General features: G+C 72.3%; 16 protein-coding genes. 11 read left to right on the forward strand and 5 right to left on the reverse strand.

Going from position 1 to position 16633, the window contains the following annotated elements; translation table 11 throughout:
• Nucleotides 1-13 precede the first annotated feature (13 nt).
• Nucleotides 14-760, forward strand: coding sequence for an SDR family NAD(P)-dependent oxidoreductase (locus ACIGA3_RS14810; RefSeq protein ID WP_399715406.1), 747 nt, complete (start codon nt 14-16; stop codon nt 758-760).
• A complete protein-coding gene (locus tag ACIGA3_RS14815) occupies nt 757-1827 on the forward strand; it encodes a threonine aldolase family protein (protein ID WP_399714793.1) in 1071 nt (356 codons plus the stop codon). The genes ACIGA3_RS14810 and ACIGA3_RS14815 overlap by 4 nt, the downstream gene beginning before the upstream one ends.
• Nucleotides 1828-1892: 65 nt before the next feature.
• Here the strand turns inward: ACIGA3_RS14815 and ACIGA3_RS14820 are convergent, their stop codons facing one another.
• Nucleotides 1893-2621 carry a lysophospholipid acyltransferase family protein gene (locus tag ACIGA3_RS14820; protein ID WP_399714795.1) on the reverse strand — a complete coding sequence of 243 codons (729 nt, stop codon included), beginning with the start codon at nt 2619-2621 and terminating at the stop codon, nt 1893-1895.
• A gap of 220 nt (nt 2622-2841) precedes the next feature.
• Here ACIGA3_RS14820 and ACIGA3_RS14825 point away from each other — a divergent pair, with 220 nt between their 5' ends.
• The 5 genes from ACIGA3_RS14825 (at nt 2842) to ACIGA3_RS14845 (ending at nt 7362) form a co-directional block, all read left to right on the forward strand.
• On the forward strand, nt 2842-3231 hold the full coding sequence (locus ACIGA3_RS14825; protein ID WP_399715409.1) for a TlpA family protein disulfide reductase: 390 nt from the start codon (nt 2842-2844) through the stop codon (nt 3229-3231).
• 192 nt (nt 3232-3423) lie between these two features.
• Complete coding sequence (locus tag ACIGA3_RS14830) at nt 3424-3933, forward strand: flavin reductase family protein (protein ID WP_399714798.1); 510 nt, start codon at nt 3424-3426, stop codon at nt 3931-3933.
• Nucleotides 3934-4154: 221 nt separating this feature from the next.
• The gene (locus tag ACIGA3_RS14835; RefSeq protein WP_399714801.1) at nt 4155-4940 is read left to right on the forward strand and encodes an electron transfer flavoprotein subunit beta/FixA family protein; all 786 of its coding nucleotides are present in this window, start codon (nt 4155-4157) and stop codon (nt 4938-4940) included.
• A gap of 54 nt (nt 4941-4994) precedes the next feature.
• Nucleotides 4995-5957, forward strand: a complete 963-nt coding sequence (locus ACIGA3_RS14840) for an electron transfer flavoprotein subunit alpha/FixB family protein (RefSeq protein ID WP_399714803.1) — start codon at nt 4995-4997, stop codon at nt 5955-5957.
• 136 nt (nt 5958-6093) lie between these two features.
• Nucleotides 6094-7362 (forward strand): DUF6986 family protein, encoded by a 1269-nt coding sequence (locus ACIGA3_RS14845; protein ID WP_399714806.1) that lies wholly within the window; start codon nt 6094-6096, stop codon nt 7360-7362.
• 5 nt (nt 7363-7367) lie between these two features.
• On the opposite strand, the gene ACIGA3_RS14850 is transcribed toward ACIGA3_RS14845, so the two are convergent.
• Nucleotides 7368-8417, reverse strand: coding sequence for a LacI family DNA-binding transcriptional regulator (locus tag ACIGA3_RS14850; protein ID WP_399714808.1), 1050 nt, complete (start codon nt 8415-8417; stop codon nt 7368-7370).
• A 218-nt stretch (nt 8418-8635) separates the two neighbouring features.
• On the opposite strand from ACIGA3_RS14850, the gene ACIGA3_RS14855 reads away from it, so the two are divergent.
• Nucleotides 8636-9589, forward strand: coding sequence for an ROK family protein (locus ACIGA3_RS14855; RefSeq protein ID WP_399714810.1), 954 nt, complete (start codon nt 8636-8638; stop codon nt 9587-9589).
• 43 nt (nt 9590-9632) lie between these two features.
• On the opposite strand, the gene ACIGA3_RS14860 is transcribed toward ACIGA3_RS14855, so the two are convergent.
• Nucleotides 9633-11642, reverse strand: coding sequence for an NPCBM/NEW2 domain-containing protein (locus ACIGA3_RS14860; RefSeq protein ID WP_399714813.1), 2010 nt, complete (start codon nt 11640-11642; stop codon nt 9633-9635).
• Between the two features lie 173 nt (nt 11643-11815).
• On the opposite strand from ACIGA3_RS14860, the gene ACIGA3_RS14865 reads away from it, so the two are divergent.
• Nucleotides 11816-12004, forward strand: a complete 189-nt coding sequence (locus tag ACIGA3_RS14865) for a hypothetical protein (RefSeq protein WP_202448389.1) — start codon at nt 11816-11818, stop codon at nt 12002-12004.
• A 142-nt stretch (nt 12005-12146) separates the two neighbouring features.
• Nucleotides 12147-13190 carry an NUDIX domain-containing protein gene (locus ACIGA3_RS14870; RefSeq protein ID WP_399714816.1) on the forward strand — a complete coding sequence of 348 codons (1044 nt, stop codon included), beginning with the start codon at nt 12147-12149 and terminating at the stop codon, nt 13188-13190.
• Nucleotides 13191-13248: 58 nt separating this feature from the next.
• Here the strand turns inward: ACIGA3_RS14870 and ACIGA3_RS14875 are convergent, their stop codons facing one another.
• Nucleotides 13249-14604 (reverse strand): dipeptidase, encoded by a 1356-nt coding sequence (locus ACIGA3_RS14875; RefSeq protein ID WP_399714819.1) that lies wholly within the window; start codon nt 14602-14604, stop codon nt 13249-13251.
• Nucleotides 14605-14775: 171 nt separating this feature from the next.
• Here ACIGA3_RS14875 and ACIGA3_RS14880 point away from each other — a divergent pair, with 171 nt between their 5' ends.
• Nucleotides 14776-16041: a geranylgeranyl reductase family protein gene (locus ACIGA3_RS14880; RefSeq protein ID WP_399714821.1), complete on the forward strand. Its 1266-nt coding sequence runs from the start codon at nt 14776-14778 to the stop codon at nt 16039-16041.
• Nucleotides 16042-16053: 12 nt separating this feature from the next.
• Here the strand turns inward: ACIGA3_RS14880 and ACIGA3_RS14885 are convergent, their stop codons facing one another.
• Nucleotides 16054-16509, reverse strand: a complete 456-nt coding sequence (locus tag ACIGA3_RS14885) for a nitroreductase family deazaflavin-dependent oxidoreductase (protein ID WP_399714824.1) — start codon at nt 16507-16509, stop codon at nt 16054-16056.
• Between the last annotated feature and the right edge of the window lie 124 nt (nt 16510-16633).

Below are 16633 nucleotides of genomic sequence, written 5' to 3' on the forward strand. Positions count from 1 at the left end.
AGAAGGGAAGACGATGGGGAACGGGGCTCTTCGGGGCGCGGTGATCGCGGTCGCCGGAGCGGGCGGACCGGCGGGACGGGCCACCCTGATCAGGCTCGCCGAGGCGGGCGCGACCGTGGTCGGCGCGGACAACGACCCGGCCCGCCTGGCGGAGGCCGTGGACGCGGCCCGCTACGCCAACGGCGGCGCCACGGTCACCGGCGAGACGGTCGACCTGCTCGACCTCGACTCCACCCGCGCCTGGGCCTCGGGCATCGAGAAGGAGTACGGCCGCGTCGACGGCCTGGTCCACCTGGTCGGCGGCTGGCGCGGCGGCGCCAAGTTCGACGCCACCGACCTCGCCGACTGGGACCTGCTGGAGAAGCTGCTCGTCCGCACCGTCCAGCACACCTCGCTGGCCTTCTACGACGCCCTCCAGCGCGCCGGTGACGGCCGCTATCTGCTGATCAGCGCCGCCGGCGCGTCCAAGCCCACCGCGGGCAACGCCGCGTACTCCGCCGCCAAGGCGGCCGCCGAGGCGTGGACGCTGGCCATGGCCGACGGCTTCCGCAAGGCGGGGGGCGAGGAGGGTCCGACGGCCGCGGCTGCCATCCTGGTGGTGAAGGCGCTGGTGCACGACGCGATGCGCGCGGAGCGCCCGAGCGCGAAGTTCGCGGGCTTCACGGACGTCAAGGAGCTGGCCGAGGCCATCGAGGGCGTCTGGAGCAGGTCCGCCGCCGAAGTGAACGGAAACCGTCTGTGGCTGACCGAGAAGCCGTGAACCCTCCCAGGACCGACGCCCGTCGCCACCACGACCCGCAGGTCCGCGGTTTCGCCAGCGACAATTACGCCGGGGCGCACCCCGAGGTGCTCGCGGCCGTGGCCCTGGCCAACGGCGGCCACCAAGTGGCGTACGGCGAGGACGAGTACACCGAGAACCTCCAGCGGATCATCCGCAGCCACTTCGGTGCCACCGCCGAGGCGTTCCCGGTGTTCAACGGCACCGGCGCCAATGTCGTCGCGCTCCAGGCGGTCACCGACCGCTGGGGCGCGGTGATCTGCGCCGAGAGCGCGCACATCAACGTCGACGAGGGTGGCGCGCCCGAGCGGATGGGCGGCCTGAAGCTGCTCACCGTGCCCACGCCGGACGGCAAGCTCACCCCCGAGCTGATCGACCGGCAGGCGTTCGGCTGGGACGACGAGCACCGCGCGATGCCGCAGGTCGTCTCGATCACCCAGTCCACCGAGCTGGGCACGCTCTACACGCCCGACGAGATCCGCGCGATCTGCGAGCACGCCCACGCGCACGGCATGAAGGTGCACCTGGACGGCTCCCGGATATCCAACGCCGCCGCCTCCCTGAACGTCCCCATGCGGGCGTTCACCAACGCGGTCGGCGTCGACATCCTCTCGCTGGGCGGGACGAAGAACGGCGCCCTGTTCGGTGAGGCGGTCGTCGTCATCAACCAGGACGCCGTCTCGCACATGAAGCACCTGCGCAAGCTGTCCATGCAGCTCGCGTCCAAGATGCGCTTCGTCTCGGTGCAGTTGGAGGCCCTGTTCGCCAAGGACCTCTGGCTGCGCAACGCCCGCCACGCCAACGAGATGGCCCAGCGGCTCGCCGAGGGGGTCCGCGCGGTGCACGGCGTGGAGATCCTGCACCCGGTGCAGGCCAACGGCGTCTTCGCCCGGCTCCCGCACGACGTGAGCGTGCGGCTCCAGAAGCGGTTCCGCTTCTATTTCTGGGACGAGGCGGCCGGTGACGTCCGCTGGATGTGCGCCTTCGACACCACGGAGGAGGACGTCGACACCTTCGTGGCTGCACTCAAGGAGGAGATGGCCCGCTGAGGGCCTCGCCGAGAGGCGAGAACGGCCCGGCCGGACGGTGAACGTCCGGCCGGGCCGTCGGCGTCTCAGAGGGCCTCGGCCGCCCGCAGCTGCTCGTTCGTCGGAGCCGTACCGCCCAGGTGGGCGGGGAGCCACCAGGAGTCCTCGGCGCCCTTGGGGCGGGCCGGGTAGGCGCGCTGGGCGGCGTCCAGCAGCTCCTGGACCCCCTCGCGCAGCCGGCGGGTGATCGCGCCCGCGTACTGCTCGCGCGACGCCTCCAGCGCCTCGCCGACCCGGATGGTGACCGGGGTGTGACTGCGCTTGAAGTTGCGCGGCTGGCCCTTGGTCCACAGCCGCTGGGTGCCCCACAGCGCCATCGGGACCAGCGGGACGCCCGCCTCCTGAGCCAGGCGCGCGGCACCGGACTTGAAGCTCTTCAGGGTGAAGGACTCCGAGATCGTCGCCTCCGGGAACACCCCGACGATCTCACCGGCGCGCAGCGAGGCCAGGGCGTGCGCGTACGCCGCCTCGCCCTGCCCCCGGTCGACGGGGATGTGCTTCATCCCGCGCATCAGCGGCCCCGACACCTTGTGCCGGAAGACCGACTCCTTGGCCATGAACCGCACCAGGCGCTTCTGCGGCAGCGCGGCCAGGCCGCTGAAGATGAAGTCCAGATAACTGATGTGATTGCTCACCAGCACGGCGCCGCCGGTACGCGGGATGTTCTCCGACCCCTGGCAGTCGATCTTGAGGTCCCACACCTTGAACAACGTCCGGGCGAAACCGACGACGGGGCGGTAGACCAGCTCTGCCATAAGCGGGGTGGTCCCTTTCTGCTCTGCTCGGGAAAGGGGGCTCCCGGCGGGAAGTTACGGAGCCGTAGGTTTACGGCTCTCGCAGATCGTGCCCCAAGAACGGGCGGGTGACCAGTCTTGGTGCCCGGTGGCGGCGAGATCCTCGTCACGTCCGCCCGAACGCCCCACTTTCGGAGGCCGGGAATCCATTCGGCCCTCGATGCGCTGGTGTTGAGGACGGATCGGACGACCAGTGCCGCACAGGGCGGCGGAGCGGAGGACACGGGTGCGCGGGCCAGGCGACGTACGGCGGCTGACGGCGGCCGAACTGGGCGGCGAACTGGGGGAGCGGGCCACCCTCGTGCAGTTCTCCACCGCCTTCTGCGCGCCCTGCCGGGCCACCCGCCGCACCCTCGCCGAGGTCGCCCGGATGGTTCCCGGCGTCGCCCACGTCGAGATCGACGCGGAGGACCGCCTCGGCCTCGTCCGCGAACTGGAGATCCTGAAGACCCCCACCGTGCTGGTCCTCGGCCCGGACGGCGAGGTCGTGCGGCGCGCCCAGGGGCAGCCGCGCAGGGCCGATGTCATCGCCGCGCTGGGCGAGGCCGTGGGCGGGCGGCACGATGACTGAACGCCGCACGGCAGCCCGGCGGCGACTTGACGGCACCCGCCGTCGGTCGTCAGCCTGGCCCGGTGCCGATCGAACACCTTCTCGCCGGACCGGTCCCCAGCGGCCCGGCCCCCGTCGGGCGCGCCCGCTGTCCCGGCCGCTGAACAGCCCCGGACCGGATCAGCTCGCCCCCGTCAGCAGAAGGACGACCCCATGACGGCCACCCCCGGCCTCGGCTCCCGCCACCCCGCCTCGCCGGACCTGCTGCGGTCCGTCTTCCGCCGGCACGCGGCCGGTGTCGCGGTGATCACCGCGCGCGGCGAGCACGGCCCGGTCGGCTTCACAGCCACCTCGCTCAGCTCCGTCTCCGCCGAGCCCCCGCTGATCTCCTTCGGCATAGGCACCGGCGGTTCCAGCTGGCCCGCGATAGCGCGGACCGACCACGTCGGCGTCCATGTGCTCGGTGAGCACCAGAGCGACCTCGCCGCCACCTTCGCCCGCAGCGGCACCGACCGCTTCGGGGCGTCCACCCGCTGGAGCGAGGGGCCCGAGGGGGTGCCCGTGCTGGACGATGTGCTCGCCTGGCTGGTGTGCCGGATCGTGGGCCGGGTGCCAGCGGGGGACCACCGGATCGTGCTCGCCGAGGTGATGCTCGGCGACCCCTCCGGCGACGGCCGTCCGCTGCTCTATCACCAGGGACGTTTCAACGCCCTGCGGGACTGAGCGGGTTGGGCCCCGGCTCCGCGGAGCCGTCGAGTTCCGGTTACGCTGCGTTGCGAAGGTCACAGTTCAAAGCGCTTGCTCAGCGGGCAGGAACTGGGTGTACTGACGAGTAATATTTCGGTCGGAGCGCGCGGACGCCCCGACCGCGATCGGCCGCTTGAGGCGCCTATGCTGCACTTCAAGAGGCAGCCCGGAAAAGACGATGCAGTAGGAGAGCCGGCGTGAGCTTGAGGATCGTTGTCACTGTGAAGTACGTGCCCGACGCCACTGGCGACCGGCACTTCGCCGATGACCTGACCGTCGACCGCGACGACGTGGACGGTCTGCTCTCCGAGCTGGACGAGTACGCGGTCGAGCAGGCGCTCCAGATCGCGGACGAGGCGGACGACGCCGAGGTCACCGTGCTGACCGTGGGTCCCGAGGATGCGAAGGACGCGCTGCGCAAGGCTCTCTCGATGGGTGCCGACAAGGCGATCCACGTCGAGGACGACGACCTGCACGGCACCGACGCGCTTGGCACCTCGCTGGTGCTGGCCAAGGCGATCGAGAAGGCCGGCTTCGACCTGGTGATCTCCGGTATGGCGTCCACCGACGGCACGATGGGTGTCGTTCCGGCGCTGGTCGCCGAGCGTCTTGGTGTGCCGCAGGTGACCCTGCTCTCCGAGGTCTCCGTCGAGGACGGCACCGTCAAGGGCCGCCGTGACGGCGACGCCGCCTCCGAGCAGCTCGAGGCTTCCCTGCCGGCCGTGGTCTCCGTGACGGACCAGTCCGGTGAGGCGCGTTACCCGTCGTTCAAGGGCATCATGGCGGCCAAGAAGAAGCCGGTGGAGTCCTGGGACCTGTCCGACCTCGACATCGAGGCGGAGGAGGTCGGTCTCGAGGGCGCGTGGACCAAGGTCGACGCCGCGAACGAGCGCCCGGCGCGCACCGCGGGCACGATCGTCAAGGACGAGGGCGAGGGCGGCAAGCAGCTCGCCGAGTACCTCGCGGGCCAGAAGTTCATCTAAGAACTCGCACCCCGCCTTCCGCCCCTCAACTTCGTTACGCAGGAGAGCAATCCCATGGCTGAAGTCCTCGTCTACGTCGACCACGTGGACGGTGCCGTCCGCAAGCCCACCCTGGAGCTGCTGACGCTGGCCCGCCGCATCGGCGAGCCCGTCGCCGTCGCCCTGGGCAACGGCGCCGCCGACACCGCCGCCACCCTCGCCGAGCACGGCGCGGTCAAGGTCCTCACCGACGACGCGTCCGAGTACGCCGACTACCTGGTCGTACCCAAGGTCGACGCCCTCCAGGCCGCCGTCGAGGCCGTCTCCCCGGCCGCCGTGCTGGTCCCGTCCTCCGCCGAGGGCAAGGAGGTCGCCGCGCGTCTGGCGCTGCGCATCGGCTCCGGTCTGATCACCGACGCCATCGACCTGGAGGCGGGGTCCGAGGGCCCTGTCGCGACCCAGTCGGTGTTCGCCGCGTCGTACACCACCAAGTCGCAGGTCACCAAGGGCATCCCGGTCATCACGGTCAAGCCGAACTCGGCCGCCGTGGAGGCCGCCCCCGCCGCCGGTGCGGCCGAGGCCCTGTCGGTGTCCTTCTCGGACAAGGCGACCGGCACCAAGGTCACCGCCCGCACCCCGCGTGAGTCGACGGGCCGTCCGGAGCTGACCGAGGCCGCGATCGTGGTCTCCGGTGGCCGTGGTGTGAACGGCGCGGAGAACTTCGCGCTGATCGAGGCCCTCGCCGACTCGCTCGGTGCCGCTGTCGGCGCCTCGCGTGCCGCGGTGGACGCGGGCTGGTACCCGCACACCAACCAGGTCGGCCAGACCGGCAAGTCGGTCTCGCCGCAGCTGTACATCGCCAACGGCATCTCCGGCGCCATCCAGCACCGCGCCGGTATGCAGACCTCGAAGACGATCGTCGCGGTCAACAAGGACCCCGAGGCCCCGATCTTCGACCTCGTCGACTACGGCGTCGTCGGCGACCTCTTCGAGGTCGTCCCCCAGCTCACCGAGGAAGTCAAGACTCGCAAGGGCTGATCCCACCACGCTGAACGAGGCCCCGGGACCGACACGGTCCCGGGGCCTCGCCCTGTTGTTGACCCGCCGGAATCCCCCTGGATACCGTCCCTCAACGGTTTGTTGAGGCCGTACCGCGGACGCCGGAGGGTGTGGGATGAGTCGGCAGGAGCATGTGAGGACGAGCCTCGGCGGGGAGGTCGGCAAGGAGGTCGACGGTCTGCTCGCGCCGGTCGACGCGGAGCTGACGCTCCGTTACCCCGGCGACCCCGGCACCCGGCAGCCCGTCCACACCGTGTACGTGCCCGGTGACGTGTTCGCCGAGGGGACCGTGCGTGAATGGGGCGACCGGGCGCTCGCCGCGCTCGACGAACACGCCCCCGACGCGGCCTCCTTCGCGGCCGTCCTCGGTCTGCCCGACGAACTCGCCGAGCCGGTGTACACCCGCGTCCGCGCCAAGCTGGAGCGCGAACCCGTGGAAGACCTGCGCGTCGACTTCGAGGACGGGTACGGGCACCGCCCCGACGCCGAGGAGGACGAGGACGCCGCCCGCGCCGCCCGGCTGCTCGCGGAGGACGGCACGGCGCCTCCGTACCTGGGCGTCCGCGTGAAGTGCATGGAGGCGGGGGTGCGTGAGCGGGGCATCCGTACCCTCGACGTCTTCCTCACCGGGCTGATGACCGCCGGCGGGCTGCCCGAGGGGCTGAACCTCACGCTGCCCAAGGTGACGTACGCCGAGCAGGTCGGCGCCTTCGCCCGCGTGCTGGACGCCTTCGAGCGGGCGCACGGGCTGGAGCCGGGGCGGCTCGGCTTCGAGATCCAGATCGAGACCAGTCAGGCGATCCTCGCCGCCGACGGCACCGCCACCGTCGCCCGTATGATCCAGGCCGCCGGGGGCCGGGCCACCGGACTGCACTACGGCACCTTCGACTACAGCGCCGCCCTCGGTGTCTCCGCCGCCCACCAGGCCCCCGACCACCCCGCCGCCGACCACGCCAAGGCGGTGATGCAGGTGGCGGCCGCCGGGACCGGTGTACGCGTCTCGGACGGCTCCACCAATGTGCTGCCGGTCGGCCCCACCGCGCAGGTCCACGACGCCTGGCGGCTGCACCACCGGCTGACCCGCCGCGCCCTGGCCCGCGCCTACCACCAGGGCTGGGACATGCACCCCGGTCATCTCCCGACCCGGTACGCCGCCGTCTTCGCCTTCTACCGCGAGGGCTTCGCCCAGGCGGCGGCCCGCCTCGCCCACTACACCGCCCGCACCCAGGGCGACATCCTGGACGAGCCCGCCACCGCACGCGCGTTGAGCGGCTATCTGCTGCGGGGCCTGCACTGCGGCGCCCTGGACAGCGCGGAGGTGACGGCCGCGAGCGGGCTGACACGGCCCGGGCTGGAGAACTTGGCGGCAGTCCGGCCCCAGTAGCGGCCTCAGTCCGCCGGAGGCAGCTCCCCCGAGCCCCGGGTGATCAGACGGGTCGGCAGCTCCAGGCGTTCCGGGGTGCCGGGGGCGCCGTCGAGGCGCTGGAAGAGGCGGTCGGCGGCGGTGCGGCCGAGGGCGGCCGCGTCCTGGGCGACCACCGTCACGCCCGGCTGGAGCAGATCGGCCAGCTCGAAGTCGTCGAACCCGACCAGCGCGACCGGCCGGGCGTGCTCGGCCAGCACCCGGATCACGGTGACCGTCACCCGGTTGTTGCCCGTGAAGACGGCGGTGACCGGCTCGGGCCCGGTGAGCATCTCCTCCGTGGCCCGCCGCACCCGCTCGGGATCGGTCGCCCCCAGAGAGATCCACTGCTCCGCGACCGGTATCCCCGCGTCCTCCATCGCCGCCCGGTAGCCGCGCAGCCGCTCGGCGGCCGTGTGGATGCGGGGCATGTCACCGATGAAGCCGATCCGGCGATGGCCGTGGGCGATCAGATGGGCCACGCCGTCACGGGCGCCGCCGAAGTTGTCCGACAGGACCACGTCCGCGTCGATCCGCCCGGCCGGACGGTCCACGAACACCGTGGCCACGCCCGCCCGGATCTCCGGCTCCAGATAGCGGTGGTCGTCCCCGGCCGGGATCACCACCAGCCCGTCCACCCGCCGCGCGCACAGCGCCAGCGCCAATTCCTGCTCCCGCTCCGGGTCCTCGGCGCTGGAGCCGTTGATCAGCAGCGCGCCGTGCGAGCGCGCCACCTCCTCGACGGCACGGCTCAGCGGCCCGTAGAAGGGGTCCGCCAGATCCTCCAGCACCAGACCGATGCTCGCGGTACGGCCCTTGCGCAGCACCCGCGCGCTGTCGTTGCGCCGGAAGCCCAGCGCCTCGATCGCCTCGCGCACCCGCCGCTCGGTGTCCGGGGTGACGCCCGGCTCGCCGTTCACCACGCGGGACACCGTCTTCAGGCCGACCCCGGCCCGCGCGGCCACGTCCTTCATGGTGGGCCGGTTGCCGTAACGGCTCCCGTTGGCGCTCTCTGCTCGGCGGGTGGTCTCGGGCACGGTGCGGTGTCCTGTCCTGTTGTCCGGGGGTGTCGCAGGGTGGTGCGGTCGATCGTGGGCCGGTACAAGCATGTGGCGTCGAGCATAGAGCCTGGACAACGTTGTCAGGTGCGCGAGAGACTGTCCACCGCCGTCCCGGCCCGCGCCCCCACCGCGACCGGCCCGGGAGGCTCACCACCACATCGCCACCTACGGCTCGACGGGGAGACCAGACTCTGATGCACACCGACCTCGTGGCGGCCCTGGACATCGGCGGCACCAAGATCGCCGGTGCGCTGGTGGACGGCCATGGCCGGATCCAGGCGCGCACCCAGCGCGCGACGCCCGCGCGACAGGATGGCGAAACGGTCATGCGGGCCGTCGAGCAGGTGCTCGGCGACCTCGCCGCCTCGCCGTTGTGGGGACGCGCCTCAGTGATCGGCATCGGCAGCGCCGGCCCGGTGGACGCCTCGGCGGGCACCGTGAGCCCGGTGAACGTGCCGGGCTGGCGCGGCTTCCCGCTCGTCGAGCGGGTGCGCGCGGCGACCGGCGGACTGCCGGTCGAGCTGATCGGCGACGGAGTGGCCATCACGGCGGCCGAGCACTGGCAGGGCGCCGCGCGCGGCCATGACAACGCGCTGTGCATGGTGGTCTCCACCGGCGTCGGCGGCGGACTGGTCCTCGGCGGCCGGCTGCACCCCGGCCCCACCGGCAACGCCGGTCACATCGGCCACATCAGCGTCGACCTGGACGGCGACCCCTGCCCCTGCGGCGCGCGCGGCTGCGTGGAGGGCCTGGCCAGTGGCCCCAACATCGCCCGCCGCGCCCTTCTGGACGGCTGGCAGCCCAGCCCCGACGGCGACACCTCCGCCGCCGCGGTCGCGGACGCGGCTCGCCGGGGCGACCCGGTCGCCGTGGCCTCCTTCGAGCGGGCCGCGCAGGCCCTGGCCGCCGGGATCGCGGCGACCGCGACCCTGGTCGAGATCGACATCGCGGTGATCGGCGGCGGCGTGGGCAAGGCGGGCGACGTGCTCTTCGCACCCCTGCGCAAGGCCCTCACCGACTACGCCACCCTCTCCTTCGTCCAGCGGCTCACTGTCGTGCCCGCGCAGATGGGCACCGACGCCGGCCTGGTCGGCGCCGCGGCCGCCGCGCTGGCCCTCAGGCCGGACACGGCCGCCGCCGGGGTCTGAGCACCGCGTGGCCACGGGGACGCCCCCGTGGCCACGGCCGGGCTCAGCAGCTCAGCCGGGCGTCCGCCCAGTCCGCGTGGTCGGAATCGATGCCGTCGCCCCCGTCGGTGACGACCAGCCGCACCACTCGCGCGCCGGTGACATCGGCGGTCAGCGGCTGGGCTGCCCGGTCGTTGGTCAGCACGCCCGTCGAGGCGGCCTTCGCGCCGTCCGCCCAGATCTCGAAGGCCACACTGCCCTTCGTGCCCTTCTCGTCGTCGACGCCCACTTCGGCGGTGACCTTCTCGCAGCGCTGCCCGGCGTAGTACGCGACCTCGCCGGCGGCATGCACCCCGAGCCCCTTGGCGTACACCGTGGAGCCGATGGTGAGCGGGGAGCCGTCGCCCGCCTTCTCCTCCCCGTTGCTGGTGTCACGCTCCACCGGCCCCCAGCCGCTGACCGCCGACAGCCAGGGCAGATCGCTCAGGTACGAGGTCCCGGACGGTGGCGGCACCACCACGGACGCGGTCACCGGCAGCTCGCCCGTGACGCGCTCACCGGCGGGCGAGCGGTACCGGACACGCAGGGCGAGGGCGTACGACCCGGCGGGCGTTCCGGGTGGTGCCGTCACCCGCCAACGAGTGCGCAGGGAAGTGCCGTTGGCCAAGATGGTCGCCGTGGCCGGGGAGAGGGCGCGTACGGTCCAGCCGGCGGGGCCGGTCAGCGCGGCCGAGACCTCGCGGGCCGGGGTGCGGCCCAGGTCGGTGACGGTCGTGGTGAGCGTGGCCGGGGTGTCCCGCTCGATGAACGGGGCTTCGTCCAGGCCGAGTTCGACGGCGGGCGGATGCTCCGCCCAGCGGCCGTCGGCCGAGACCCGGAGCAGGACCGTGCCGTGGGCCGGGACGGCGGCCGCGATGGTGCCCGCCGTGTTGGAGTCCCGGTGCTGCCAGAGGTCGCGCTGGGTGTAGCCGGAGGCGCGGGGCAGGCCCACGGCGGCGGCACTGGTGGCGATGCGCTGAGCGGTCCCGGACTCGTTGAAAAGGGCGACCGCACGGCTGCCGTCCGCCATCTCCTTGACGACCACCCAGCGGCCGCCCTCGCTCGACACCACCGTGCCCTGCCTGCCCAACGGGTCCTGGTCGACCGCGATGACCTCCTTGTTGCCGAGGATGTCCAGGGTGGCGGGGGAGGCGGTGCGCAGGTCGGTGCCGATGAGCAGCGGGGCGGCCATGACCGCCCAGAGCGAGAAGTGGGAACGGTACTCGGTGTCCGTCATGCCGCCGTTGCCGACCTCCAGCATGTCGGGGTCGTTCCAGTGACCGGGTCCGGCGTACGGGGCCAGCGGCAGGTTCTGCTTGAGGATGGAGAGCATCGAGCCCCAGCTGTCGCTGATGTCCCCCGTGGTACGCCAGAGTTGGCCGACGTCGGAGGCCCACTCCCAGGGCTTGTTCTCGCCCCACTCGCAGATGCTGTAGACGATGGGGCGCCCGGTGGCCTTCAGGGCGTCGCGCATGGTGCGGTAGCGCTGTCGGGCATCCACGCCCTGGTTGTTGCAGTTGTCGTACTTCAGATAGTCCACGCCCCACTCGGCGAACTGCCGGGCGTCGCTCTCCTCGTGGCCGAGTGCGCCGGGGAAGCCCGCGCCGTCGCACGTCTTGGTGCCGGCGCTGGTGTAGATGCCGAGCCCCAGGCCCTTGGCGTGGACGTAGTCGGCGACCGCCGAGATGCCGTGCGGGAAGCGTGCCGGGTCCGGCACCAGCTTGCCGTCGGCGTCCCGCTGGGGGAGTGCCCAGCAGTCGTCGAGGTTGACGTACTGGTACCCGGCGTCTCTCAGGCCCTTGTCCACGAAGAGGTCGGCGATGCCCTTGACCATGTCCTCGTTGAACTCGGCCCGGCAGTGCGTGGAGTTCCAGTTGTTGAAGCCCATGGGCGGGGTGAGGGCCGGCCCCTCGGCGGGGGCTGCGGGAGGGGGCGCGGCCGTGGCCGGGGCGGCGAGACCGCCCGCGCTCAGCAGCGCCGTCAGGAGTAGGGCGGCTGCTCTGATGCGGTGCGTGCGGGGGTGAGGGTGACGCATCGTCGACGTTCCTCCGGCTCGCGGCAGACAGGGACGGGCACCGGTGCGCGATCACGGTAGGACGTGTCCGAGTCTGTTGGAAGAGGCGGGACAGACACGTTCGATCCTGTTGGTTCGGCTGGCCGAAAGTCGTCCAGCGTGACTCCCTGGGCCGTCCGGCAGTTGATCACGGCATGAAGAAGCGCAGCATGCTCGCCATCGCCAGCCTCGCCACCGGATTCGTGGTGGCCGCCCTCACCCCGTCCCACGCCGCGGAGAACGCCGGCCTCGGCGACCTCAAGGTGGACGACACCCTGAGCACCGTCGACCACATCGTGAGCCAGGACAGCTTCGACGTGGACGAGGGCGCGCTCGGCCAGTAACGGCCTGAATAGACCGCGAACATAGTGCCGGGACCCTTGCCCCAGGGGCCCCGGCACCGTCCTGTGCGTCCTCAACTGCGCGTGGTTTCCGGGACAGGGTGGAACGGGCAAGCCCCAGGGGGCCAACAGAAGAGGGGGAACCGTGACCGTCGTCTGGATCAACGGCGCGTTCGGTGCGGGCAAGACCACCACCGCACGGGAATTGATCGAACTGATCCCGAACAGCACGCTCTTCGACCCCGAGCTGATCGGCGCGGCGCTCTCGCGTCTGCTGCCGCCCAAGCGGCTCGCCGAGGTCGACGACCACCAGGACCTGCCGATCTGGCGCCGCCTGGTGATCGACACCGCCGCCGCGATGCTCGCCGAGCTGGGCGGGACCCTGGTGGTCCCCATGACCCTGCTGCGCCAGGAGTACCGCGACGAGATCTTCGGTGGTCTCGCCGCCCGCCGGATCTCCGTGCGCCATCTGCTGCTCGCCCCGGCCGAAACGATTTTGCGCCGGCGCATCGCCGGACGTGAACCATCGCCCGGCGTACCCGACGCCGAGATGCGCGAGCGGCAGTGGGCGTACGACCACATCGAGCCCTACCGCGCCGCCCTCGCCTCCTGGCTCACCGCCGACGCGTACCCCATCGACACGAGCCGGCTCACCCCGTACCAGAGCGCCGTCCGGATCACCGAGGCCGTGGGGAGCGGCGCGGCCCGGCCGTGCGAGATCGTGCAGACTCCGGAGCCGACCGGCGAGACCCTGGCCGCCGGGGTGCTCCTCTTCGACGCGGAGGACCGGGTGCTGCTGGTCGACCCCACCTACAAGCCGGGCTGGGAGTTTCCCGGCGGCGTGGTCGAGCGGGGCGAGGCCCCGGCCCGCGCCGGGATGCGGGAGGTCGCGGAGGAGGTCGGCATCCGGCTGCGGGAGGTGCCCCGCCTGCTGGTGGTCGACTGGGAGCGCCCCGACCCGCCCGGCTACGGCGGCCTGCGCCTCCTCTTCGACGGCGGCCGCCTCGCCCCCGACGAGGCCGCCCAGGTGCTGCTGCCCGGCCCCGAACTGCGCGCCTGGCGCTTCGCCACCGAACGCGAGGCCGCCACCATGCTCCCCCCGGTCCGCTACGAACGCCTCCGCTGGGCCCTCAGAGCCCGCGAACGCGGCGCGGCGCTGTACCTGGAGGCGGGCATCCCGGTCGGCTGAGGGGCGGCCCACGAGGGCGCGCCCGTTCCCGGGCGTGGGCGCGCCGTCGTCAACTCGGTCAGCTCGCGGCGTAGTTGTTCAGGAACAGGGCCTCCGCGACCGACAGGCGCTCCAGCTCCTCGGGGGAGACGCTTTCATTGACCGCGTGGATCTGGGCCTCCGGCTCGCTCAGGCCGATCAGCAGGATCTCGGCCTCCGGGTAGAGGCCGGCGAGGGTGTTGCACAGCGGGATGGAGCCGCCCTGGCCCGCGTACTGCATGGTCTCGCCGGGGTAGGCGACCGCCATCGCGTCGGCCATCGCCTGGTAGGCGGGGCTCGTGGTGTCGGCCCGGAACGGCTGGCCCTGGCCGATCTGTTCGACGCTCACCCGCGCGCCCCACGGCGTGTGGGCCTCCAGGTGGGCGCTGAGCAGCTTGGTCGCCTCGGCCGCGTCCACGCCCGGCGGCACCCGCAGGCTGATCTGCGCGCGGGCGCTCGACTGCACGGACGGGGTGGCGCCGACGACCGGCGGGCAGTCGATGCCGATGACCGTCACCGCGGGACGCGCCCACAGCCGGTCGGCCACCGAGCCGTCACCGATCAGCTCCACGCCGTCCAGCACCTTGGCGTCGACACGGAACTGCTCCTCGCCGTACTCGAGCCCCTCCCAGTGGGCGTCGGCCGTCAGGCCGTCCACCGTGGTCGAACCGTCCTCGGCGCGCAGCGAGTCCAGGAGGCGGATCAGCGCGGCGAGCGCGTCCGGGGCGGCGCCGCCGAACTGGCCCGAGTGCAGGTTCCCGGCCAGGGTGTCGATCTGGACCCGGAGCATCGTCATGCCGCGCAGGGTGGTGGTCGCCGTCGGCAGGCCCACGCGGAAGTTGCCCGTGTCGCCGATCACGATGGTGTCCGCCGTCAGCAGCTCCGGGTGCGCTTCCGCGTACCGCTCCAGACCGCCCGTGCCCTGCTCCTCGGAGCCCTCCGCGATCACCTTGACGTGGACCGGCACCCCGCCGTTCGCCTTCAGCGCCCGCAGCGCCAGCAGGTGCATGATCAGGCCGCCCTTGCAGTCGGCCGCACCGCGCCCGTACCAGCGCCCTTCCCGCTCGGTCAGCTCGAACGGCGGCGTGGTCCAGCCGGCCTCGTCCAGCGGCGGCTGCACGTCGTAGTGGGCGTAGAGCAGGACGGTCTTCGCGCCCTCGGGGCCGGGCAGGTATCCGTACACCGACTGGGTGCCGTCCGGGGTGTCCAGGAGTGCCACGTCGGTGAAGCCCTCGGCGGTGAGCGCGTCGACGATCCAGTTCGCGGCGCCCTCGCTCTCGCTCCTCGGGAACTGCCCGAAGTCCGCCACCGACTTGAAGGCGACCAGCTCGGTGAGCTCCGCCTTGGCGCGGGGCATCAGCGAGGCGACGGTCTCGGCGACCGGATTCGACGACATGGGCACGGCTCCTCATGGGGTTACGACGTTGAACTGCTGGAATACACCGATCCTCCCACAGCGGCCCGAGCCGGGGACCGGCCGTAGGATGCGTGGGACATGGGGTTCCCCGTCCCGTGTCATCGGTGCACCGGGGGAGCGGCAGCGGCTTGATCGGAGCGGTAGACCATCGTGAGCGGCGAGAACACTTCGGCGGAGGATGAGCGGCGGGTCTGGGACGTCGTCGTGGTCGGCGCGGGACCCGCGGGCGCCTCGGCCGCCTATGCGGCGGCCGTCGCGGGCCGCCGGGTGCTGATGCTGGAGAAGGCGGAACTGCCCCGCTACAAGACGTGCGGCGGCGGCATCATCGGCCCCTCCCGCGACGCGCTCCCGCCCGGCTTCGAACTCCCCTTCCGGGACCGGGTGCACGCGGTCACCTTCTCCCACAACGGCCGTTTCAACCGGACCCGGCGCTCCCGGCAGATGCTGTTCGGGCTGATCAACCGGCCCGAGTTCGACCAGCGGCTGGTGGAGCACGCGCAGAAGGCGGGCGCCGAGCTGCGCACCGGCGTGACCGTGCAGCGCGTGGAGCAGCACGGCTCGGCGGTCCCCGACCGGCGCACCGTCGCCGTGGTCCTCCAGGGTGGCGAGACGGTACTGGCCCACGCGGTCGTCGGCGCCGACGGCAGCGCCAGCCGGATAGGGGCCCATGTCGGGGTCAAGCTGGACCAGGTCGACCTCGGTCTCGAGGCCGAGATCCCGGTCCCGGACACCGTCGCCGAGGACTGGAAGGGCCGCGTCCTCATCGACTGGGGCCCGCTGCCCGGCAGTTACGGCTGGGTCTTCCCCAAGGGCGACACGCTCACCGTCGGTGTGATCTCCGCGCGCGGCGAAGGCGCGGCCACCAAGCGGTACTTGGAGGACTTCATCGCCCGGCTGGGTCTCGCCGGTTTCGAACCGAGCATCTCGTCGGGGCACTTGACCCGCTGCCGCGCCGAGGACTCCCCGCTCTCCCGCGGCCGGGTGCTGGTCTGCGGCGACGCGGCCGGACTGCTGGAGCCGTGGACTCGTGAGGGCATCTCCTTCGCGCTGCGCTCCGGGCGCCTCGCGGGGGAGTGGGCGGTACGGATCGCCGAGGCCCACGACGCCGTCGACACCCGCCGGCAGGCCCTGAACTACGCCTTCGCCATCAAGGCGGGGCTCGGGGTGGAGATGAGCGTCGGCAAGCGGCTGCTGGCCGCCTTCGAGCGCCGGCCCGGTGTCTTCCACGCCGGGATCACCGGATTCCGGCCCGCGTGGAAGGCGTTTCGGGACATCACCACCGGCGCGACGACGCTCGGCGAGATGGTCAGGTCCCGTCCGCTCGCCCAGCGCACGCTGGCCGCGCTGGACCGGGGACGGACCGCGCCGGAGATCCAGCCGGAGCAGCCGGAGCAGGAGGACAGCGTCAGTCCGTGACGGTGAGCACCGTCAGTTTGTGACGGTGATCCGGAACACCGGGTGGTCGCAGGCGGCCGCGAGGATCTCCGCGTCTGAGGAGCTCGCGGTCACCCCGGCGAAGAACTTGTCGACCTGCCAGCCCCACCGCTCCAGATAGGTCCGCAGGATGGGGAGCTTCTCGTCGTCGGGAAGCTCCACCGCGCTGAAGGCGCGCACCTTCCGGCCGACCCGCAGCTCGCCGCCGTTCGCCGCGCGCATGTTGCGCACCCACTGGGAATGGCCACGCGCCGAGACCAGGTACTGCCCGCCCTCGTGGGTGTGCGGGTTGACCGGGATGCGCTGCATCTCGCCGCTCTTGCGGCCGCGCACCGACAGCTCCGCGCTGCCCGCGAGGCTGACCCCGAGGCGGGCGAGCTTGCCGACGAGCCCGTTGAACCACGTGCCCAGCGGGCCCGCCTTCAAGTAGTACGGCGCGGACGACGACATGACGACCCCCAGGGGTTCGGGAGAGCGGTGCTCTCGCTTCGGTCTCCAGTGTGCCGAGATCGGTGCTCTCGCGCAAGAGCGGTGCTCTGCTTCGTGTGCACTGCTCCGTCGCATGGCACACTGG

This window comes from Streptomyces sp. NPDC085596 (genome assembly GCF_044541565.1).
GTDB lineage: Bacteria > Actinomycetota > Actinomycetes > Streptomycetales > Streptomycetaceae > Streptomyces.

Excerpts from the sequence above, each read along its gene's own strand:
- ACIGA3_RS14885 (WP_399714824.1), bottom strand. The coding sequence starts at position 16,509 with ATGTCGTCGTCCGCGCCGTACTACTTGAAGGCGGGCCCGCTGGGCACG.
- ACIGA3_RS14865 (WP_202448389.1), top strand. The coding sequence starts at position 11,816 with ATGAAGAAGCGCAGCATGCTCGCCATCGCCAGCCTCGCCACCGGATTC.
- ACIGA3_RS14810 (WP_399715406.1), top strand. The coding sequence starts at position 14 with ATGGGGAACGGGGCTCTTCGGGGCGCGGTGATCGCGGTCGCCGGAGCG.
- ACIGA3_RS14820 (WP_399714795.1), bottom strand. The coding sequence starts at position 2,621 with ATGGCAGAGCTGGTCTACCGCCCCGTCGTCGGTTTCGCCCGGACGTTG.
- ACIGA3_RS14875 (WP_399714819.1), bottom strand. The coding sequence starts at position 14,604 with ATGTCGTCGAATCCGGTCGCCGAGACCGTCGCCTCGCTGATGCCCCGC.
- ACIGA3_RS14860 (WP_399714813.1), bottom strand. The coding sequence starts at position 11,642 with ATGCGTCACCCTCACCCCCGCACGCACCGCATCAGAGCAGCCGCCCTA.
- ACIGA3_RS14845 (WP_399714806.1), top strand. The coding sequence starts at position 6,094 with ATGAGTCGGCAGGAGCATGTGAGGACGAGCCTCGGCGGGGAGGTCGGC.
- ACIGA3_RS14830 (WP_399714798.1), top strand. The coding sequence starts at position 3,424 with ATGACGGCCACCCCCGGCCTCGGCTCCCGCCACCCCGCCTCGCCGGAC.
- ACIGA3_RS14840 (WP_399714803.1), top strand. The coding sequence starts at position 4,995 with ATGGCTGAAGTCCTCGTCTACGTCGACCACGTGGACGGTGCCGTCCGC.
- ACIGA3_RS14855 (WP_399714810.1), top strand. The coding sequence starts at position 8,636 with ATGCACACCGACCTCGTGGCGGCCCTGGACATCGGCGGCACCAAGATC.